General features: G+C 41.4%; 13 protein-coding genes. 1 reads left to right on the forward strand and 12 read right to left on the reverse strand.

The annotated features are described in order from the left end of the window. From LYNGBM3L_RS20375 to LYNGBM3L_RS20420, 12 genes are all read right to left on the reverse strand, one after another. The gene (locus LYNGBM3L_RS20375) at positions 1-1,305 is read right to left on the reverse strand and encodes an ATP-grasp domain-containing protein (protein ID WP_008187301.1); all 1,305 of its coding nucleotides are present in this window, start codon (positions 1,303-1,305) and stop codon (positions 1-3) included. Between the two features lie 24 nt (positions 1,306-1,329). Next, entirely contained in the window at positions 1,330-2,673 is a 1,344-nt protein-coding gene (locus LYNGBM3L_RS20380; RefSeq protein ID WP_081431896.1) for a coproporphyrinogen-III oxidase family protein, read from the reverse strand. A gap of 95 nt (positions 2,674-2,768) precedes the next feature. After that, positions 2,769-3,638 (reverse strand): amidohydrolase family protein, encoded by an 870-nt coding sequence (locus LYNGBM3L_RS20385; protein WP_008187303.1) that lies wholly within the window; start codon positions 3,636-3,638, stop codon positions 2,769-2,771. Between the two features lie 37 nt (positions 3,639-3,675). Further along, positions 3,676-5,289 (reverse strand): NAD(P)-binding domain-containing protein, encoded by a 1,614-nt coding sequence (locus tag LYNGBM3L_RS20390; RefSeq protein ID WP_008187305.1) that lies wholly within the window; start codon positions 5,287-5,289, stop codon positions 3,676-3,678. Positions 5,290-6,376: 1,087 nt separating this feature from the next. Next, entirely contained in the window at positions 6,377-6,907 is a 531-nt protein-coding gene (locus LYNGBM3L_RS20395; protein ID WP_131827138.1) for a hypothetical protein, read from the reverse strand. A gap of 220 nt (positions 6,908-7,127) precedes the next feature. Continuing rightward, positions 7,128-7,265, reverse strand: coding sequence for a hypothetical protein (locus LYNGBM3L_RS45960; protein ID WP_008187310.1), 138 nt, complete (start codon positions 7,263-7,265; stop codon positions 7,128-7,130). A gap of 762 nt (positions 7,266-8,027) precedes the next feature. Further along, positions 8,028-8,264: a hypothetical protein gene (locus tag LYNGBM3L_RS41295; protein WP_143764226.1), complete on the reverse strand. Its 237-nt coding sequence runs from the start codon at positions 8,262-8,264 to the stop codon at positions 8,028-8,030. Between the two features lie 237 nt (positions 8,265-8,501). After that, positions 8,502-9,665: a Na/Pi symporter gene (locus tag LYNGBM3L_RS20400; protein ID WP_044494057.1), complete on the reverse strand. Its 1,164-nt coding sequence runs from the start codon at positions 9,663-9,665 to the stop codon at positions 8,502-8,504. Between the two features lie 445 nt (positions 9,666-10,110). Next, a complete protein-coding gene (locus LYNGBM3L_RS20405; RefSeq protein ID WP_008187314.1) occupies positions 10,111-11,589 on the reverse strand; it encodes a hypothetical protein in 1,479 nt (492 codons plus the stop codon). Continuing rightward, the gene (locus tag LYNGBM3L_RS34135; RefSeq protein ID WP_008187315.1) at positions 11,589-11,945 is read right to left on the reverse strand and encodes a hypothetical protein; all 357 of its coding nucleotides are present in this window, start codon (positions 11,943-11,945) and stop codon (positions 11,589-11,591) included. Before LYNGBM3L_RS34135 ends, LYNGBM3L_RS20405 begins: the two co-directional genes overlap by 1 nt. A gap of 11 nt (positions 11,946-11,956) precedes the next feature. Next, positions 11,957-15,205 (reverse strand): CHAT domain-containing protein, encoded by a 3,249-nt coding sequence (locus LYNGBM3L_RS20415; protein WP_008187316.1) that lies wholly within the window; start codon positions 15,203-15,205, stop codon positions 11,957-11,959. Positions 15,206-15,457: 252 nt separating this feature from the next. Then, positions 15,458-16,453: a M23 family metallopeptidase gene (locus LYNGBM3L_RS20420; RefSeq protein ID WP_008187317.1), complete on the reverse strand. Its 996-nt coding sequence runs from the start codon at positions 16,451-16,453 to the stop codon at positions 15,458-15,460. 530 nt (positions 16,454-16,983) lie between these two features. Here LYNGBM3L_RS20420 and LYNGBM3L_RS20425 point away from each other — a divergent pair. Further along, the gene (locus tag LYNGBM3L_RS20425) at positions 16,984-17,184 is read left to right on the forward strand and encodes a hypothetical protein (RefSeq protein WP_008187318.1); all 201 of its coding nucleotides are present in this window, start codon (positions 16,984-16,986) and stop codon (positions 17,182-17,184) included. Positions 17,185-17,452: the final 268 nt, after the last annotated feature.

The following is a 17,452-nucleotide window of genomic DNA, read 5'->3' on the forward strand; positions in this document are numbered from 1 at the left end:
TTACAACGCCATCTCCATTGTTTTATTTTCTGCCAGGAAATCAGAAATTTCAAGACGAATACTTTCCTGAATCAGACGATGCTTGTCTAAAACCTCCTCTCTAGATACTCCTCCAATTAGGTAATAAGCAAAATGGGGTTGAGCTGATTCTGGCAGACAATAAACTCGTTCACCTGGTTGATTCAAGATTTTAACATCCAATAACTCTGATATGCTCTCGAATATGTCTAACCCCTGAACACTTGTCAGAACTCCACTTTTAGGAATGACTATTCCACCATATAAAATCGCTTTTTCGTTAGAGCGAACAACACTGAGTTCGTTACCTAGCAAAACGTTTAAAAGTTCTACATAGGGATTGATTCCTGTTAGGTATTCAACTGCCGCAACGGTGTAAGCACCACCCGGACGGAGACCAGCTTCTAATACTTTGGGTCCTTCCCTCGTAAACCGAATTTCCACATGACCAGCACTACTTTGCTCAGCAGTTAAAGCCAAAACAGCATCAGCTGCAATTTGACTAACTTTTTCTACCTCTTCTTTGCTCAGAGACGTGGGAGAAATTGACATCTTTTCGGCAAAGTAGGGACCTGTAGCCGGGGCTTTTTCAAAAATTCCCAAAATCTGAGATTTGCCCTGAGTGACGATACAATCAACTGCTACTTCAGTTCCCGGACAGTATTCTTGGGCAATGATTTTGATTTGGGAGGTTCCATAGGCTAATCGATTGCGGTCAGTTTGTAAATCCAAATCTACCGGTCTTTCTAACATCCTTAAAAGATGTTGTATCCCATCTAGATAGTCGTCTTTAGAGGTTACTTTAATAACACCTTGACTATTCATAGAGTCAGCCAATTTAATCATGGCAGGATAACCAATATGGGTTTCTATGTCCTGCCATCCCTGATCAGGATCCCGAATAGGAACAGTAATAGGAACAGGAATTCCCTGTTCAGACCACCTTTGATAAGCGAGGTATTTATTACGACTGGCTTGAGCGCCACTGAATTTAACCCCTGGTAATCCCAATACTTCAGCTGCTTTTGCTGTAATTGCTGTCGCTCCTTCATAAACTGGTAGGAGTACATCGAGTGGTTTTTGCTGATGGTAATCCGCGACTTTTTCCACTACCACAGAAGGTTCATGTAGAGGAACTTCGATCACTGCCTCTAGATTGCTACAGTCAAAAGCAGGTCGCTGGGGGACGAATAGAACAAGCTTACAACCAACTTTTTGTAGACTCTTAATTAGATAAGTATTGGGATAGGCATGAATAATACCAACTCGCACCTTACTTTTTTCCATCTCAAACTTCCTTTAAATTCCGGTTTAGAAACTGCCAGTCCGAACCCCTGGTCTGTCTTCGACAAAGCCCAAGGAAGTCATGGCAGCTTCCCGTTGATGAGGTTCAAAGGTATCGAGCATCATGTTAGTTGTCCATAGCTTGCCTACTTCACTTAATTTCCAGCTTTGGGCAGTTTCGTAAATTAACCCATTTTGCCGCCAAAAATCCCAGACATTTTGGGGAATCGACTGAATCGCTTTTTCATGAGCTTTATCAATTTCAAAGAACTTGACGAAGAAAGCAGCCCCTCGGTTTTCTGGTGTAGGTAGGGATAAGGAGAGTTTTTCTAAGGGAAGTTGTCCCGCTTCAACGGTTTTAAGGTACTGTTCAGTATTACCAAGATTCATGTAGCAATAACCATTGACGTAGCCTCTTGCTGATGAACCCAAGGCAATCATCTCGGCGGAATGATCCCCTTTACCACCGCCCCAAATCAATCGGAAATATTCACAGACTTGAGGTTTTTTCGCAAAGATGGGGTCAGCAACATCATAATAGCCCATCTCTTTGAGAGTAGTTCGCACTTGTTGCTGCAAAGCGAAGTGCATTTGTTGGCTAGGTTTAGACGGAATTGTTCCATCTTTCATACCCATTTTGATTTTTTTAGGAAAAGCGAAGTAGTGAAGGTTATAGTAATCTAGACTATCGAAGTCGTGGTCTTTGAGATGAGCTAAATCATAGTTGAGAGCGGTAATGTCTTGCCCAGGCAAGTCATACATCATATCGACATTAATGTCTTCAAACCCTCGTTCCCGAGCATTTTTGGTACAATTATCTACATCTTGGAGGGTGGCAGCGATATTAAATAATTCTCGCATTCTTTCGTCATAAGTTTGGAGACCAAAGCTAATTCTTTTAACATTGTATTCTTTAAGTAAATCGAGTCGTGCTGGATCTGAAAGAGTTTTTGGTTCCCCTTCAAAAGAAATTTCAGCATTTGGCTCTATCTGAAAGCACTTGGAGAGATGAGCAAATATTTTTCGTAAGTTATTGACGGAAAATATAGAAGGAGAACCACCTCCAAAATAAACCGCCTTGAAGGACATATCTGAAACATAAGGAAGCTTGGCTACTAGTTCCATTTCCTTACAAAGAACTTCTGTATAGCGATCATAAATTTCGCTTCCCTTATCAACTCGGACATGAAAAGGGCAGAACCGACACATATCGTGACAGTAGGGAATGTGGAGATAAAGTAAATTTTCGGTTGCTGCTGGTTTCGGACTGTTCAAAATTTGCCGAAAAGTATCCCGATGAGAGCTATCAGTGAATTTATCTTCTAACAAGGGATAGAAGTAATAGGTCATTGGGTATAATTTTGTATACATTGAATTCTCCTAGTTCATAATTGTGGTTACGACAGTAATTGCTGAGCTACCAGCTTAAATTAATAGCAAATTTTTGATTGTTTTTAGTTTTTTTCCTAGACGGACAGAGCTAGAAGTGCTTCAGGGACAGAATCTTCCTGTTTTTTGAAAGCATCCTTCAATATCCTTTCTGCATTTTGATAAAAGATAGCAGACATAATTGACTCAGGAATATTGGCTTGTTTGTATTTGTCTAGCAAGGCTGAGTAACTACCAGCTACCGGCCAGTCTGAGCCAAAAATAATTTTTTGAGATACTTTTTCTAGGTCAGGAAAGACTTCTTGTAAAGACAAGGGGTCTACCAAAGCAGTATCTATGTAGACGTTAGGAAAACTCAAAGCCATAGTCATAGCTTCGTCATACCAGTAGGGTTTTCCTCCATGAGCTAATATTAATAATAAATCGGGATATTTTTTTGCTATGGGCTGAAAATCAAGGGGTTTAATAAATTTCTGTTCTGTGTCTCTTTGGGCTGTTAAACCTGTATGAAACATTACGGGTAACCCCAATGATTCACACATTTTATAGACGAATTGCATATCGTCTCTGAGAGCATTAAAGCTGTGGTCTGCTGGATAAAACTTAAACCCTTTTATCCCTAATTTGATACTTTTCCAAAATTCATCTTCCGTGTCATGGTAATTGGGATTGATGCTGCCAAAGGGAATAAACATATCCTTATTTTTGGCAAATTCGGCAATCATTTTACTGTCAATCGTGTAATTGGTTCCAGGACCACATTCCGCTAGTAAGACAGCACGGTTAATACCATTGGTAGTTAGATAATTTTCTAGGATTTCTGGTTCAGAAAATACTTCGGCTACGTTGACATTAGATTCCATCGGTCTCCGGGTCAACAGTTCTTGAATGTCATCTCGCAAAATATCAAATTTTCCTGCGTGGACATGAAAGTCAATAATCTTCATTTTTTTTCTATTTTATTTCAGATTTACTTAGGTTTATTTAAACGGAAATTGCTTCTGGATATAACTGTGTTTCAAAATATTTTTCCAGGGGGATTTCATGTTCTTCCTGGTGATATTGTCTCATATTTCGTCCTGAACGCTTGACAACAGAACCCCTTTCTCCAGAAGAAGAGTATATGCCAAATAAGTCTTCCAATATGTGATGTTCGTTGAGTAATTTTCCATAACTGTATCTACGCAGTATTGGGTGTAAGAATACGTTGGTATAAGCTTGAGACGATTTAGGATGTCGCTCAATAGACATAACATCTCCGTTCCATTCTCCCCATTCAAATGTTAAGGAATAATAGTGATATTCTCGAGAAAATTGACCTTCCTGCAAGGCTTGTATTGGTAACTCCTCATACCAAGTAACTTCATGGGTAGGGTGAACGACAAAAACATCACAAAGATATCCAAACTGAGTCCACAAACCAGAAGTTCGGCAGGCTCTTTCTAAAATAGCCTTTCTCATAGTCACTGGTGTTGCTTGTAGTTTTCTTTCTCCTCTTTTGATTCCTTCATATCGTTCCTTAAGATATCGATACAAGGAGCGAATATTATATCGAAAACCATCAATGAATGCTGATGAAGAACGCTTGAAATCCCTTCCTTGCATGAGAGTTCCGGCAAAGAACAGATCGGAAACATTTGTTGACTCCCAATAGGGCGTGATCTCAGGGAGCCTCCCATTTAAGAGGGTATCAGGTCGGCATTCTGGGGCGTAGAGACTATTATCAAACCTGAAGCCAGTACAGCGGATTACCCGGTCATAGACTAACTCTTCAACTTCTCCATCGGCATGGACATAAGATACTGTGACGACAAAAGTCCCATCAGCATTCTGGGTAATATTGTTGACATGACAGTCAAGAGTACCATTGAGAAGCTTGAGTTGGTAGGTATCTAGTAATCTGGTGTGATTGGCTCTTACATGTCCAGGGTGGCGAGACTTCCAAGCCAGTGTCAGTGAATTGGGACTAGCAATATGGACTTGTGCTGCCGTCTCCATAGCGATGTCAGCTATCTCGAAAGCAGAGTTTCCTTTTCCTAGAATCAGGACACGCTGCCCTGTAAAGGTATTACAATCAAGTGACACTGTTTCGTAGTTTTCAGTCAGTTCAATGCCGGGAATATCAGGAATGTAAGGCTTACTAAATCCTGTTGCTACAATTAATACCCGACATTGGTATATTGTTCCCTGAGCGTCACAAATTTCAAAAAATCGATCGTTATCTCGCCGGATTTCTCTGATATTTGTGTTGTAGCGGATGTTGAGATTGTAGGTGTGAGCAAATGACTCTAAGTAATTGACTAGTTCGTCAGCTAGCGGATAAAGACGCTTGCTAAAATTCCGAAAAGGAAAACTGTAGTCATCAGTCAGGAGTGAATTCCAGTCCCACCGCAGTAAGATTTCCGGGTCATCAAATATGGAGTGAACTTTATTAAATGAAATCAATTCTCGGCGACGAGGCAAGACTCTAAAAAATGAAGCGGCACTTTCGGCTTTATCAAGAACAATATATTGGCTTTTACTTTGCTGAAGAAAATATCCCATTTGTAAGCCAGCCGGTCCAGCTCCAATTATTAAGTAATCATACCAATTTTTCATGTCTAATAATTTTCCTATAATCAACTATTTTTTTTAAAATCGCATCTAACCATAACTATGATTTTTATGCAAATAAAAAAAATCTAGTTTTTATATCCCTAAGTATTACTATTGTAGTATATTTCAATTGACGCGGTAATAAGTTATTTTTTGGGTAAAAATTAAAAATCATTTAATGATTTACCTATCTCTCTTTTTTCAAAGATCAGTTATCAATTAATTGAGGTACTTTTATTCTTGGTTTTAGAAGGGAAAAGGAATCCTGCCTACTGCTTAATAAGGGGGGCAGCAAGCCAGAAAATTTAAATGTACCTCACGCTTACTAGGAAATGCTATTATGCTAGAAAGCATTAACTGAAAGCTTGACAGGGCTTTCGGTTTAAAATTTGGAGTTGAATTTTCAGTTTTTTTATCAAATAAATACTCAAACCTATATGAAATAAAGGTTTCAGTATTTTGCTGATATTATTGGTTTCCGAAAGTGACCTAAAAAGGCTATAGATTTTATGAACGATTTGTGAAAATCCCTAAACCCAAAGTCATTGATATTTCGGGTAAATTGCCCCTGTGATAGTTCACAATCTATTTAGAATTGCTATATGGATTCACTATTGATTTGTGACCTAATTTAAGCTTCATAGCTACGCTTTTGGTGTTGTGAATATCACTATAAACTAAGTTCTTTTTCTGATGGAGCCAAATTGCCACAAATTAAACTGAGCCCCCCGGCGCACCTCTGCCCGCCTTCGAGAGCGGCATCAGGGAAATCCATTACTCCGGTTTAGGTATCTGGGTTTTGCAGTGGTGCCGAAATTTTGACGGCGATAGACCAGGGTGGCGGGTAAAATAACCCAAGGTAAGTGCTTCACAAACGCTTAAAAACCTTCAGCTAAAGAGCTTTTATGATCTGACGATATCTAACTAGTTATCCTTGCTGAACTAATTTGAATTGTAAAAGCAGGCTGTTAGATAAATCAAGGCTTTTCTGTATTGCATACAGTCTTGTAAAAATCGACCTAACGTAATAATTATGATGAGCTATTCCGGTTATAAGAGACTCAATACTGTTCGGATACCCAGTGCTACTCTATTGTTCCCGCTCCAAAAGTCTCAGCAATAACCCTTCATCGAGTCCAGCCAAGCTCGTAGCGAGCACCCTGAGGGTGTCAACATAGCCAAGATACATTTCGTACTGCTGTCGTTTATCTGGAGAGATTTTGTCAAACTCAACTCCTTTTCCCCAGCGGTGAATAGTATTGGCTTTAATCTTTAATACTCTGGCAATCAAGTTGATGCATTTCTCCCGATAACCATGCTCCGATTCGAGGATTAAGATATCTGACTCTGTGTAGCACCGCTGTCCGTATTGATTGACGGCTTCTAGTCCGAACCAGCGGCGACAAAATCTCCTTGGGTGCATGCCTTGTCCATTAAGAACACGGGTTTTCAGAATCTTGGTAGCTACCTGATCAGCTTGATGCTTTTTAGTGTTACTGGCAGAATACTTCCAGTTCTGGAGATCCTCCTGAGAACTAGGACTGGCTTGAGCTATCCTGATTCTTTTTATCTGATTCATATAGTCGCGAATGCCTGTCTGAACATTTGTTGGGTATGACATAACTACGCACTCAATGATTATCAAGGAACTTTTGTATCGACAATTTGGAAAATGGGGGTAGCTCTCAAGGCGTTGCTTAACAATGGAATGATTTTAGGAGTGAGGTGGAATGGGCATCTGGCCGTGGAATGGGCATCTTGCGTGGAACTGGCATCTTGCCAGTTTCAATATATTTTCGGGCGGGCAGGATGCCCACTCTACTCCTATTCAGCGCGAAGATTCAGCAACGCCCATCCCTTTGGAAAATAAACTCACGGTAGTCTGCTAGGTCATCAACTTCCAGGAAGTTGAGTAAAATCCCAGGGACTAACCAAACTACCATTTTGGCCAGTAAGTTTAGTTTCCATTTGATCTGCATTACCTTAACTCCTGGATAGAAACCAACAGACAAGTAAGTATTCAGCGATCAGCCCCTCAGGTATAGCGCTACGCGCAATGGCATTGGCAAGAGGCAAGAGGCAAAAGTTGACTACAACAGCGTTTCAGCTTTTATAAATGTCAAACACCTTAATGGGTAGTGCTATATCAACTCATGTAAGACAAGGGCTGATCAATCAAGATAGTCAGTCATTGTAACTGTTTAAAGTATGCGAACTTGACTTGAACTGATGTAGAGTAGGTTTTTGGGATTAGGGCTTGATCAAGAGCTGATAGCTGGCAAGGGTAGCTTTTCAACTAGCCCGTTAGCCCTAGGCTGAATCATTACATTGCTGTAGTTGAGAACTATCCAACTGACTAGCTTTAATCAACTTCTCTAGTTTCGTTGTTTTTTGAGGTTTTGACAGTACCCTTGTGGGTACCCGAGCAGGACTTACACACCAAAACTGTGATCACCCCCTCAGGTATCAACTCATGTCAGACAACGGCTGATCAATCAAGATAGTCAGTCATTGTAACTGTTTAAAGTATGGGAACTTGACTTGAACTGATGTAGAGTAGGTTTTTGGGATTAGGGCTTTATCAAGAGCTGATAGCTGGCAAGGGTAGCTTTTCAAGTAGCCCGTTAGCCCTAGGCTGAATCCTTGGGCTCAATCTTAGTGAGAGCTTGCTCTGACTGACTGCAGAGACCATGCTCAACTAAATAATCGAAAATCTGATCAGAGTTCAACAGCATCATAAGTCATAAAGGTGTGAACACCCTTTCAAAAAAAACTAGGTAGGTCGAGTCGGCACAATTAACTTGTTCCGCTATTGACTTATCAGACCGAATTCGGGAACTTATGCGAAACTTAACAAAAGTTAACGATATCTTCGGGAGTCGGGAGTCGGGAGTCGGGAGTCGGGAGTCGGGAAAAATAGAGGTGCGGGTAGCACGTTGGTAGCGATGCAGCGCCCTTGATGAAGGGATTTCTGCCAAGACCTGGCTGCATCGCCTTTAGCTTTGTGGTAAGCATTCAGGGGTCAGCCATCAGCGGTCAGCGGTCAGCCTTGGCCATTGGCGAATGGCTAACGGGAATTGAGGTGCTTATTTTATTCAAAAGCTGTTCGCACCTCAATTCCGGTGGCCACAGGCCCAAAGCTGATACGCGACACGCTGATAGCTGATAGCTGAATGCTTACGCTATGTGGTCAGTCCCTCACCAACATTTGACTATTACAACAGGACTGTAACCCCAAGCAGGATGCCAGGAATCACAAAAAAGACGCCAATGATATAGGCAAATGCGATCGCTTTTCCTTCACTAGCCACAGCAGCGAGGGTTTCTGCACTGACAATTGGCAAGCGACAGAGGAAGGGAATGCCATAGATGATAACCACCCCAAGCACGTTGTAGAGCAAGTGAACCATGGCAATTTCTAGGGCAGGAACCGCTTCCGCGCCAGAAACAGCGGTCGCTGCTAGCAAGGCAGTAATACAAGTGCCGATGTTGGCACCGAGGGTGAAGGGATAGATTTGCGCTAGGCCAAATAGCCCTGCACCGGCCAAGGGTACCATCAAGCTGGTGGTAGTGGAGGAAGATTGAACCAGAACTGTCATAAAGGTACCAGCAGCAATACCCGCGATTGGCCCTTTACCAATGGCTGTATGAAGAATATCTTTGGCACGACCGACCATTAGGACTTTAAGCAGTTTGCCAATAAAGCTAATGGTCAAGAAAATCATCGCGATTCCTAAAATAATCAAAGCAATACCGTCAAAGGGCGCTGGTAAAATGTGAGTTATTGTTTTAAACAAACCCACCACTGGCTTAGTAGCAGCCTTGACAAAGTTCAAATCCTTGACACTTAGAGAACCGCCTCCTACCAAATTTTGAGCTAAGAAATAGGCAATCTTCTCTAGGGGATGAAAGATAATCTCAACGGGCAGAAAAATGACTACACTAAGTAAGTTAAAAAAGTCATGGATTGTAGCCGCAGCAAAGGCTCGCTTAAATTCGGTTTTATCCCCAATATGACCTAAACTCACTAAGGTATTGGTAATACTGGTACCGATATTTGCCCCCATCACCATTGGTACAGCAGTGGTTACCGGTAAGCCTCCAGCCACTAAACCAACAATAATTGAGGTTACGGTACTTGATGATTGAATTAATGCTGTGGCAACGGTACCAACGATTAGTCCTAAGAAAGGATTAGTGGCAAAGGCAAAGAGTTCTTTAGCTTGTGATCCGGTTGCGGATTTAAAACCCGAACCAATCATGCAAACTGCTACAATTAGCAGATATACTAATAGTATAACACTAATCCATTGCCGAATATTGTTACCTTGGTTTGACCCTTGGCTTCTTTCTATCGGTTGCTCTGAAATGTTACTAATAATTCATGTGCTGCTATAGCTTTTCCTAATCCGGTGAGGTACACGCTAGGGGGGTCAATGGTTTGTAACGATTGCTTATAAATAAGCAATCATTCTTAACACGATTAAGCTGTACCTCACTACCATAGGAAAGCCTGTATACTTGATTCCAGAGCTAACCGTATATCACAAAGTTTAACTTTGAGTTATAAATTCGTTATCAAAATAATAAAATTATAGGTAAGCTATCAGCTATCAGCGTGTCGCGTATCAGCTTTAGCAAAGGGAACAGGGAATAGGGAATAGAACAGAACAGGGAATAGAAAGTAGGGTGGGCAAAATTCTATTATCTAGAATTATCAAAAGAACTAAACGGTTTTTGCCCACCAACAGAAAGGGTGTGCAAAGTTCTATTATCTAGAATTATCAAAAGAACTAAACGGTCTTTGCCCACCCTACAACCTTATCATTTTGATAACCGATGAATAATGCGATACACAATTAACCCAGGGATCGCACCAAATACAACACCGACCAAAACATGAAATAGCACAAACCAGAACATGTAACTCAAGCAAGACTGGAGTTCAGCTTTAGGGCATTTTTCTATCGATACATTCGGGTTTAGTTTGATCAAAATCGCTTCTAGAGGTTTAGCATCGGTTTGGGAAGAAATACCACTAACCCCTAAACCAATACCGACAGAGGCAATCCAACGTTCTAAACTTTTTTCTCGGGCTTGATCAGCCTTCTCCTTATCTCTCAGGGCTTTTTCCAAAGCGCGATCGCGTTCTGCCTGCTCAATCTCTACAATGCCTCGGATACTACCAAGCATCTGGTCAAATAGTTGCTGACCGGGTTTAAGATAATTGAGGTTGGTTTGAATCTGACGTTGAAACAGCTTGGTTCTTTGGTTGAGGAAGTCTGCTAAAAACTCGATATTATCGTCTTCGAGACTAGATTCACGGATTTTTTCCAACCATGTGTCATAGTTGGCGGCATTGGTAGCGATCGCAGTTTTGTGATCCTCCATGTCTCGCAGATAACCAGCATAGTCAAAGGTCTTGGATGGCATCTCCGTCAGTTTTTGCTTCAGTTGCTCTAGCCGTGTTTCTCGCTCTGTTGGCAATTCCTTGAAGCCTTCAACCTCTTGTTCCAGTTGCCCATAGAGTCCTCTAGTTTGGCGATAACACCAACGAGATTCATGATAAGCAAACAGGATTTTACTGCGACAGCACAATAGATTGAAAAATGACAAAGACGTCTTTTCAATCAGCTTTAAGGTTTCTGGGTGACGGTTTAACCAGACCAGAAGGTGACATTGCTCCGTTGGTTTCTCCTTACCATTGTCATAGGCAAAAATTGGGCTACCAAATAACTGCCCAGATGCAGTAAATTGGGGTTTTTGGTCGGTTCTCTGGAAAAAACCATCCACACAGGCATCGGCTAACTTTCTATCCTCCTCGGGAGTGCCCACTGGTTCGCCATAGAGCACCAAGGTTTGTCCTAAAGAAGGTTGAATATTGCTGGCTAGGAGGCACCCTTGGGGATTTAACCGACTAAATTGACTGGCTGCAACGGTGACATTTTGGTAGTACAGGGTTAGGTCAAGGGCATAGGTGTCATGAATTTGTCGGGGATAGACCTCTACTGTTAGGGCAGAGCCTTCTATTTGCAATGGTGGCGTATATGTTAAGCGACCATTCCCTGGGAGTAAGTCTATGTGATCGCTTGTGATCGCTGTTTGGCTTGCAGGGGATTGTAATTTTTCAGGTAAAGATTTCAGCTCTGGGATAGCTAGGGGTTGGCTGAGATTAGCACAGTGTTGCCACAACTGATCCGCATCCGGTCGCAACTGTCCCAGTTCTTGGCTTAAGTCTTGCCAGAGATGGAAGGCATAAAGGGTGACGCTGGGGTTTTTGATTGGCAAGGCGGTGTCAGTCATCAGCCTTTGGGAGTGTTGGGTTTTTGGGTTTCTGGGGGATAACTCTTGCGGAGCTCATTAATCAGGGTTTCCCGTTGGTTTTTTTCGTCTTCAGCTTTAGTTTCATCAGTGGGGAAAGTGCCTCCAGGTCCCTGCTCCACGATTGGTTTGCTAGCAATTAGAGCCATCAAAGCATTATTAATGTCTGAGTGAGAAATACACCAGCGAGTGATCGCATCGGCTAGCTGTTTAGTATCATTTGGTAATGAGGTAATTAATGCTTCTAGTTCCCTTTTTTCTGAGTCTTTAAACAACTCAGCTTGGGTGTCCAGCAGTTGTTCAAAAGCAGATATAAATAGATAATTTTCAGCTTTCATAGTCTTAACTCCTATTGACCAATTGCACAGAATGCCGCCCAATGAAATGGTTGCTTAAAGGGTTTATCGGTAGAATTAAAATTGTGAAACTTAGCCTTAATTATGTATTGCTGAACAACAGTCAAAGGTAACTTGTCAATGTACTCCTCTAATTTTTCTTTTGTGATATCCCGCAGCCAAATTTGCGCTTGGTTGAGGGCAACTGCCAACGATATCATCTTTCGATGATTCTCATAAAATTTAATCATCAACAACGCTGTAGACAACTCGTTCACTCTCCACAGGCTACTAACTACTGCTGGACTACCCGCAACTAGGAAACCACTGGGTAAACCAATGTATTCATCGCTGCTATTCTTGAAGTCGATTAATCCTGTTTCGCAAGCTGAGAGGGTGACAAGACGACATTGTTCTAATTTCTGTTCTAATTTCAGGGCAAAGACTGCATCTAAGGTGAGGCATTTGTCTAAGTCAATTACTTCACCGTCATCCAAAGGTAGATGTTGTTCTGGATTGAGTTCAGCCGGTGCAGGGTTGAGGTGGGCATCTGCCAAAATCAGAGCTGATTTACGTGGTTTGTCGTAGTTAAAGTAACCGTGACAGCTAAAATGGACACAGTGGTAAGTGTTGAGAGGCTTGCTATCTATGGCGGCTTTGGTGGCAGCTTTTTCCACGAGGACTTCTGTATCTGGTGGTGGATTGAAGTAGCCTTTAATCACTTCTACTCCGATATTAGTGTAAACTAAATCATCAGTGGGGTTTTGAACGGCAAACAGGTGGGTAAAGTTCGGGCGTTTTCTGGTTTTAGCAAGTTCCAGTAATTGACAGCTAGGGGCATAACTTACCCCTGCTGGAAAGCGATCCATCAGAATTTCAGATTTACCTTCTCCCTGCTGACTGTTGATAGGTAAAGCATGAAGGGGGAACAAATGTAAATACTGATGGGGGATTAAAATTAAGCGATCGCACTCTGGGGTTATTTGCTGAATGATTTCATCAATGTCCAGAATTTGCGCCAGGGAATGTAGACGGGTAGTCAGGCGACGTTGCCAATGGGATTTTTTGTTGTAGTAGGCTCTGAGATACCCATTTACCCATTTTTGAAATTTTTTGAAGTCTTTCGGATCAGATTCCCAAACGATAGGCTGCTGAGTTTGGTGGGTAAAGATGAAAGTGAGCAGCTTATCCCGTGTAATGTAAAATTCTACAATGGCAGTGTGGTCATCTAAATTGTTCTGAAATTTATCAAACTGAAAGCTAGAACCGATACGTAAATATTGGCCTTGTAAATCATTCCGCTGCTGTCGCAATTCTTGGAGATGTTGTGCTAATACTTTTAGATTTTCAGCTTTGCAATTCTGGATTTGATATTGACCTATGGCTATTTCATCCCTGTATTGTTCTAGTTGAGTGGCAACATCTACAGGAAAGATGGTTTTTAAGTCACGGCTGAGAATCTTGTCAACTAAATTGCGGGTTTTGCTCCGTTCAACATATTCAATGGCTTCGGTGATATTAGTTAAGTCTAGGCAAGTTTCTACCATGTTTATATAAGTTCCATTCCATTCTTCTGCGTGTTTAAGTTTTGTCTCATCACCAGAAAGAATTTCACTCCGCAAAGAGTCAACTGTTTCTATGACAGATTTAAAGGTGGTGTAAGCTTTTTCGATATTTTCGGCTTTCTCTCCTGTGATTCTTTTACGGTAAGCATTACCGAGATTATTTTGTGTTGTTGCCCAATCAATAGGAAATGCCTCAAAGGTATAAACTCGAAGAGCCTGTTGGTAACAAGCGATCGCTTCTTCTATATTCTGTGATTTCTCACCTTTGATTCTGTCAGCGTAAGCAATACCGAGATTATATTGAGTTATTGCCCAATCAATAGGAAATGCCTCAAAGGTATAAACTCGAAGAGCCTGTTGGTAACAAGCGATCGCTTCTTCTATATTCTGTGCTTTCTCACCTGTGATTCGGTAAACGTAAGCAATACCGAGATTATTTTGTGTGGTTGCCCATTTTTCGGGAAATGCCTCAAAGGTATAAACTCTAAAAGCTTGTTGGTAACAAGCGATCGCTTCTTCTATATTCTGTACTTTCTGACCTTTGATTTGGTTACGGTAACCATTACCGAGATTATTTTGTGTCCTTGCCCATTTTTCGGGAAATGCCTCAAAGGTATAAACTCTAAAAGCCTTTTGGTAACAAGCGATCGCTTCTTCTATATTCTGTACTTTCTGACCTTTGATTTGGTTACGGTAACCATTACCGAGATTATTTTGTGTCCTTGCCCATTTTTCGGGAAATGCCTCAAAGGTATAAACTCTAAAAGCCTTTTGGTAACAAGCGATCGCTTCTTCTATATTCTGTGCTTTCTCACCTTTGATTCGGTTACGGTAAGCAATACCGAGATTATATTGTGTCGATGCCCAATCAATAGGAAATGCTTCAAAGGTATAAACTCTAAGAGCCTGTTGGTAACAAGCGATGGCCTCTTCTATATTCTGTGCTTTCTCACATTTGATTCGGTCACCGTAAGCAATACCGAGATGATTTTGTGTCGTTGCCCAATCAATAGGAAATGCCTCAAAGGTATAAACTCTAAGAGCTTGTTGGTAACAAGCGATCGCTTCTTCTATATTCTGTGCTTTCTGACCTTTGATTCGGTTACGGTAAGCAATACCAAGATTAGTTTTTGCCATTGCCCAATATTCGGGAAATGCTTCACGGGTGAAAACAGTTAGTGCGATTTCATAGCCAGTGATGGCAATTTCTATATTGCTGGCTTTGTCCCCCAAAGGAAATTGCTGAATTATACTGCTAAAATTTCCAATAACTGATCCTACATTTTTTGCTTCATCTGCTTCCGCTTCCGCCAGCCTAGTTGTTCCCCAAACCCGCAATTTTTCTGCTAACTTATCATTAAGTTTGTCTGTATTTGCTGCCAGTAATGGGTAAACTACCTGCGGGTCAACACTACTGTATTCAGTTGCTTGCAGAACCTGCCTGAGAAAGTTGAGTTGAGCATCAGATGTGTGGCGATGCACCCCCATCAACTCCCCTACAATATTCATTAAAAAATTAGACTTATCTAAATCGCCCTGGATTCGCAAATCTTCCGCCACTGCCAGCATTGTCTGCTGCAATCCCGTATCAACCAAATCCCGGTAGCTATTCAAAATATGAGAGACTTCTTGATCATTAGACTCCGCGAGTAGTTGGTCAATCAACTTTCGATAGGCTTGGAGGCGTTCTTCGTTCATGGGAGTGACAGGTCAGTCAATATACTATTTCTATTTGAGTTGTGAACGGAATCTCTTAGGGAAAGCCAAGAGGCAAGAGGCAAGAAGCAAGATTTAATAATTTATAGCATTTATCAATAAATCATGACAATCAATCTTAATTTATCGTAACACCAAACACTCCTCGGATATCTTGACACTGCTCCGAAGTCCCTACTCCCTACGGTGCGCTTTCCGTAGGCGAATTAAATTCGCCACGGGTCGCACCGCTCCCTAAACACTAAGAGACAAAATTTCACCCACTTTATAATCCCAAATATCAGATACCTCAATCTTCAGTTGATAATTAGAATCAAAGTAACTATCGATATACTCAGCAGGTATAATTATTTTCGTCTTATACTCACTTACTGTTGGATGATACCCAAAGGGAATACACTCAAAATGAGTTTTATCCCGGTCAAGGTTATCCAATTTTTTGGTTTTCGTTGGATCCATTCCCTCCCGGAGAGTTAAATCAACAACGTGAGATTTAACCGCCATTTCCGTACTACGATCAATAATCTTAATTTCAACTCGATTAAGCAGAGGTTGCTCCCGGTGTATTGCATATTCCAGCACCACAGGATTTCCTGGTACACAGCTACCAACCTGAGTTAACGATGGTGAAGCAGCTGGAGCGTGGGGTTGGTAGAGTAGCATTGGGTGAATATGTGGATCGAAGCCCCATTGAGTCACCTGAGGATTTGCTAATTGATATTCTAAAGAATTATTAGTACCTATCCTAATCTCAAAATGCAAATGAACCACATTAGTTTCTCCACTTTTTCCCATTTTGCCGATTAACTGACCAGCACTAATCGCTTCTCCATGTTTTCCTTGTTTCCAATCACTAACAATCGGCAAACTGCTGTCTTTGTCGAGATGACAATACCACGTATAAAAATACTTGACTGTTTTGCCATGGTAAGTAAACGGTGTCGGAAACTGATGACTGAGCATCACCGTAAAACCAGCACCAGAGTATTCCCGGTATCCCCAAAAAACCCCGTCATAGGCAGCAATAATATCATCATCACCAGCCTGACCATCCATTTCTCCAATATCAATACCACGGTGAAAGTCTGAGGAGACAGAATCGATTTCTGTACGACACATAAACGTCGATCCAATATGACGGAAATCTTTACCAGCCACAGGAAATACTGTCTGGTCGTGCAAAGATTTCATTGCTGCCTTAAGAGCATCATAGTTAGGATTGTTGGACATAATTTTAACATTAAATAAGGAACAGGGAACAGGGAACAGGGAGTAGGGAGTAGGGAGTAGGGAGTAGGTAAAAAATCCTGTGTACCTGATTAAATTGTAAACCGCTGTAGCTGTAAAATTATTAGTAAGTATTCAGCTTAAGCGCTACGCGAACAGCTTTTGAATAAGCGATGCAGCAAGGGAACAGGGGGTTTCCCCACTCGCTATTGCATCAAGACAACAAGTAACCATTGGTTTAATCTGAGTGAAGTCCCAGCGTCGTTCGCACAGCTTTTTGGCCAAAGCCTGTGCCAAAAAGCTGTTCGCGTAGCGTGAGCCTTTAGCTGACGGCTGACGGCTGACGGCTGAATGCTTACAATTATTATACCAAAAAAAATGATATTAAAAAATAAAATTATCTAGCCTATTATCGGTCAAATAACTTTTTTAATTAACCCTAAAACTTCCCAAAAAAACTTTCTTAAAAACCTTGACAAATAATTTTATAATCATTACAATAATCAATATAAACCAAGTTGAACTTTTTCACTATGTCAGACAACTTTACTCGCAACTTCAAGAAACAACCTACTCAGCACACTCTCAAAGGTCCTCGTCAATCAGTAATCCATAGTATGCAGATGCTTTATGCCCTAGGCTATGCGGAGATTGCGGAGTGGACGCCTCTAGAACCGACCGATATTCCAGGTGAAGTGATGACTACTATGACCAAGTATTGGTTGTTGCCATAACACCTTGTCTTGATGCAGTCGCTCATGGGGGAAACCCCCAAGACCGCGCTGCATCGCTAAAATTCTGGGGGTTTTCCCCCCGGGGGCTTGGGTTTCGGAAATTTCTGACATATGTGATTGACATAGCCGTGGATAGTATTTCTACGGCTATTTTTTTAGGAAATTAAGAATTTAGAATTTAGAATTGGGAATTAAGAATTGAGAATTGGGAATCGGGAATCGGGAATCGGGAATCGGGAATCGGGAATCGGGAATTGGGAATCGGGAA

The sequence above is a fragment of the Moorena producens 3L genome, assembly GCF_000211815.1.
Classification (GTDB): Bacteria; Cyanobacteriota; Cyanobacteriia; order Cyanobacteriales; family Coleofasciculaceae; genus Moorena; species Moorena producens.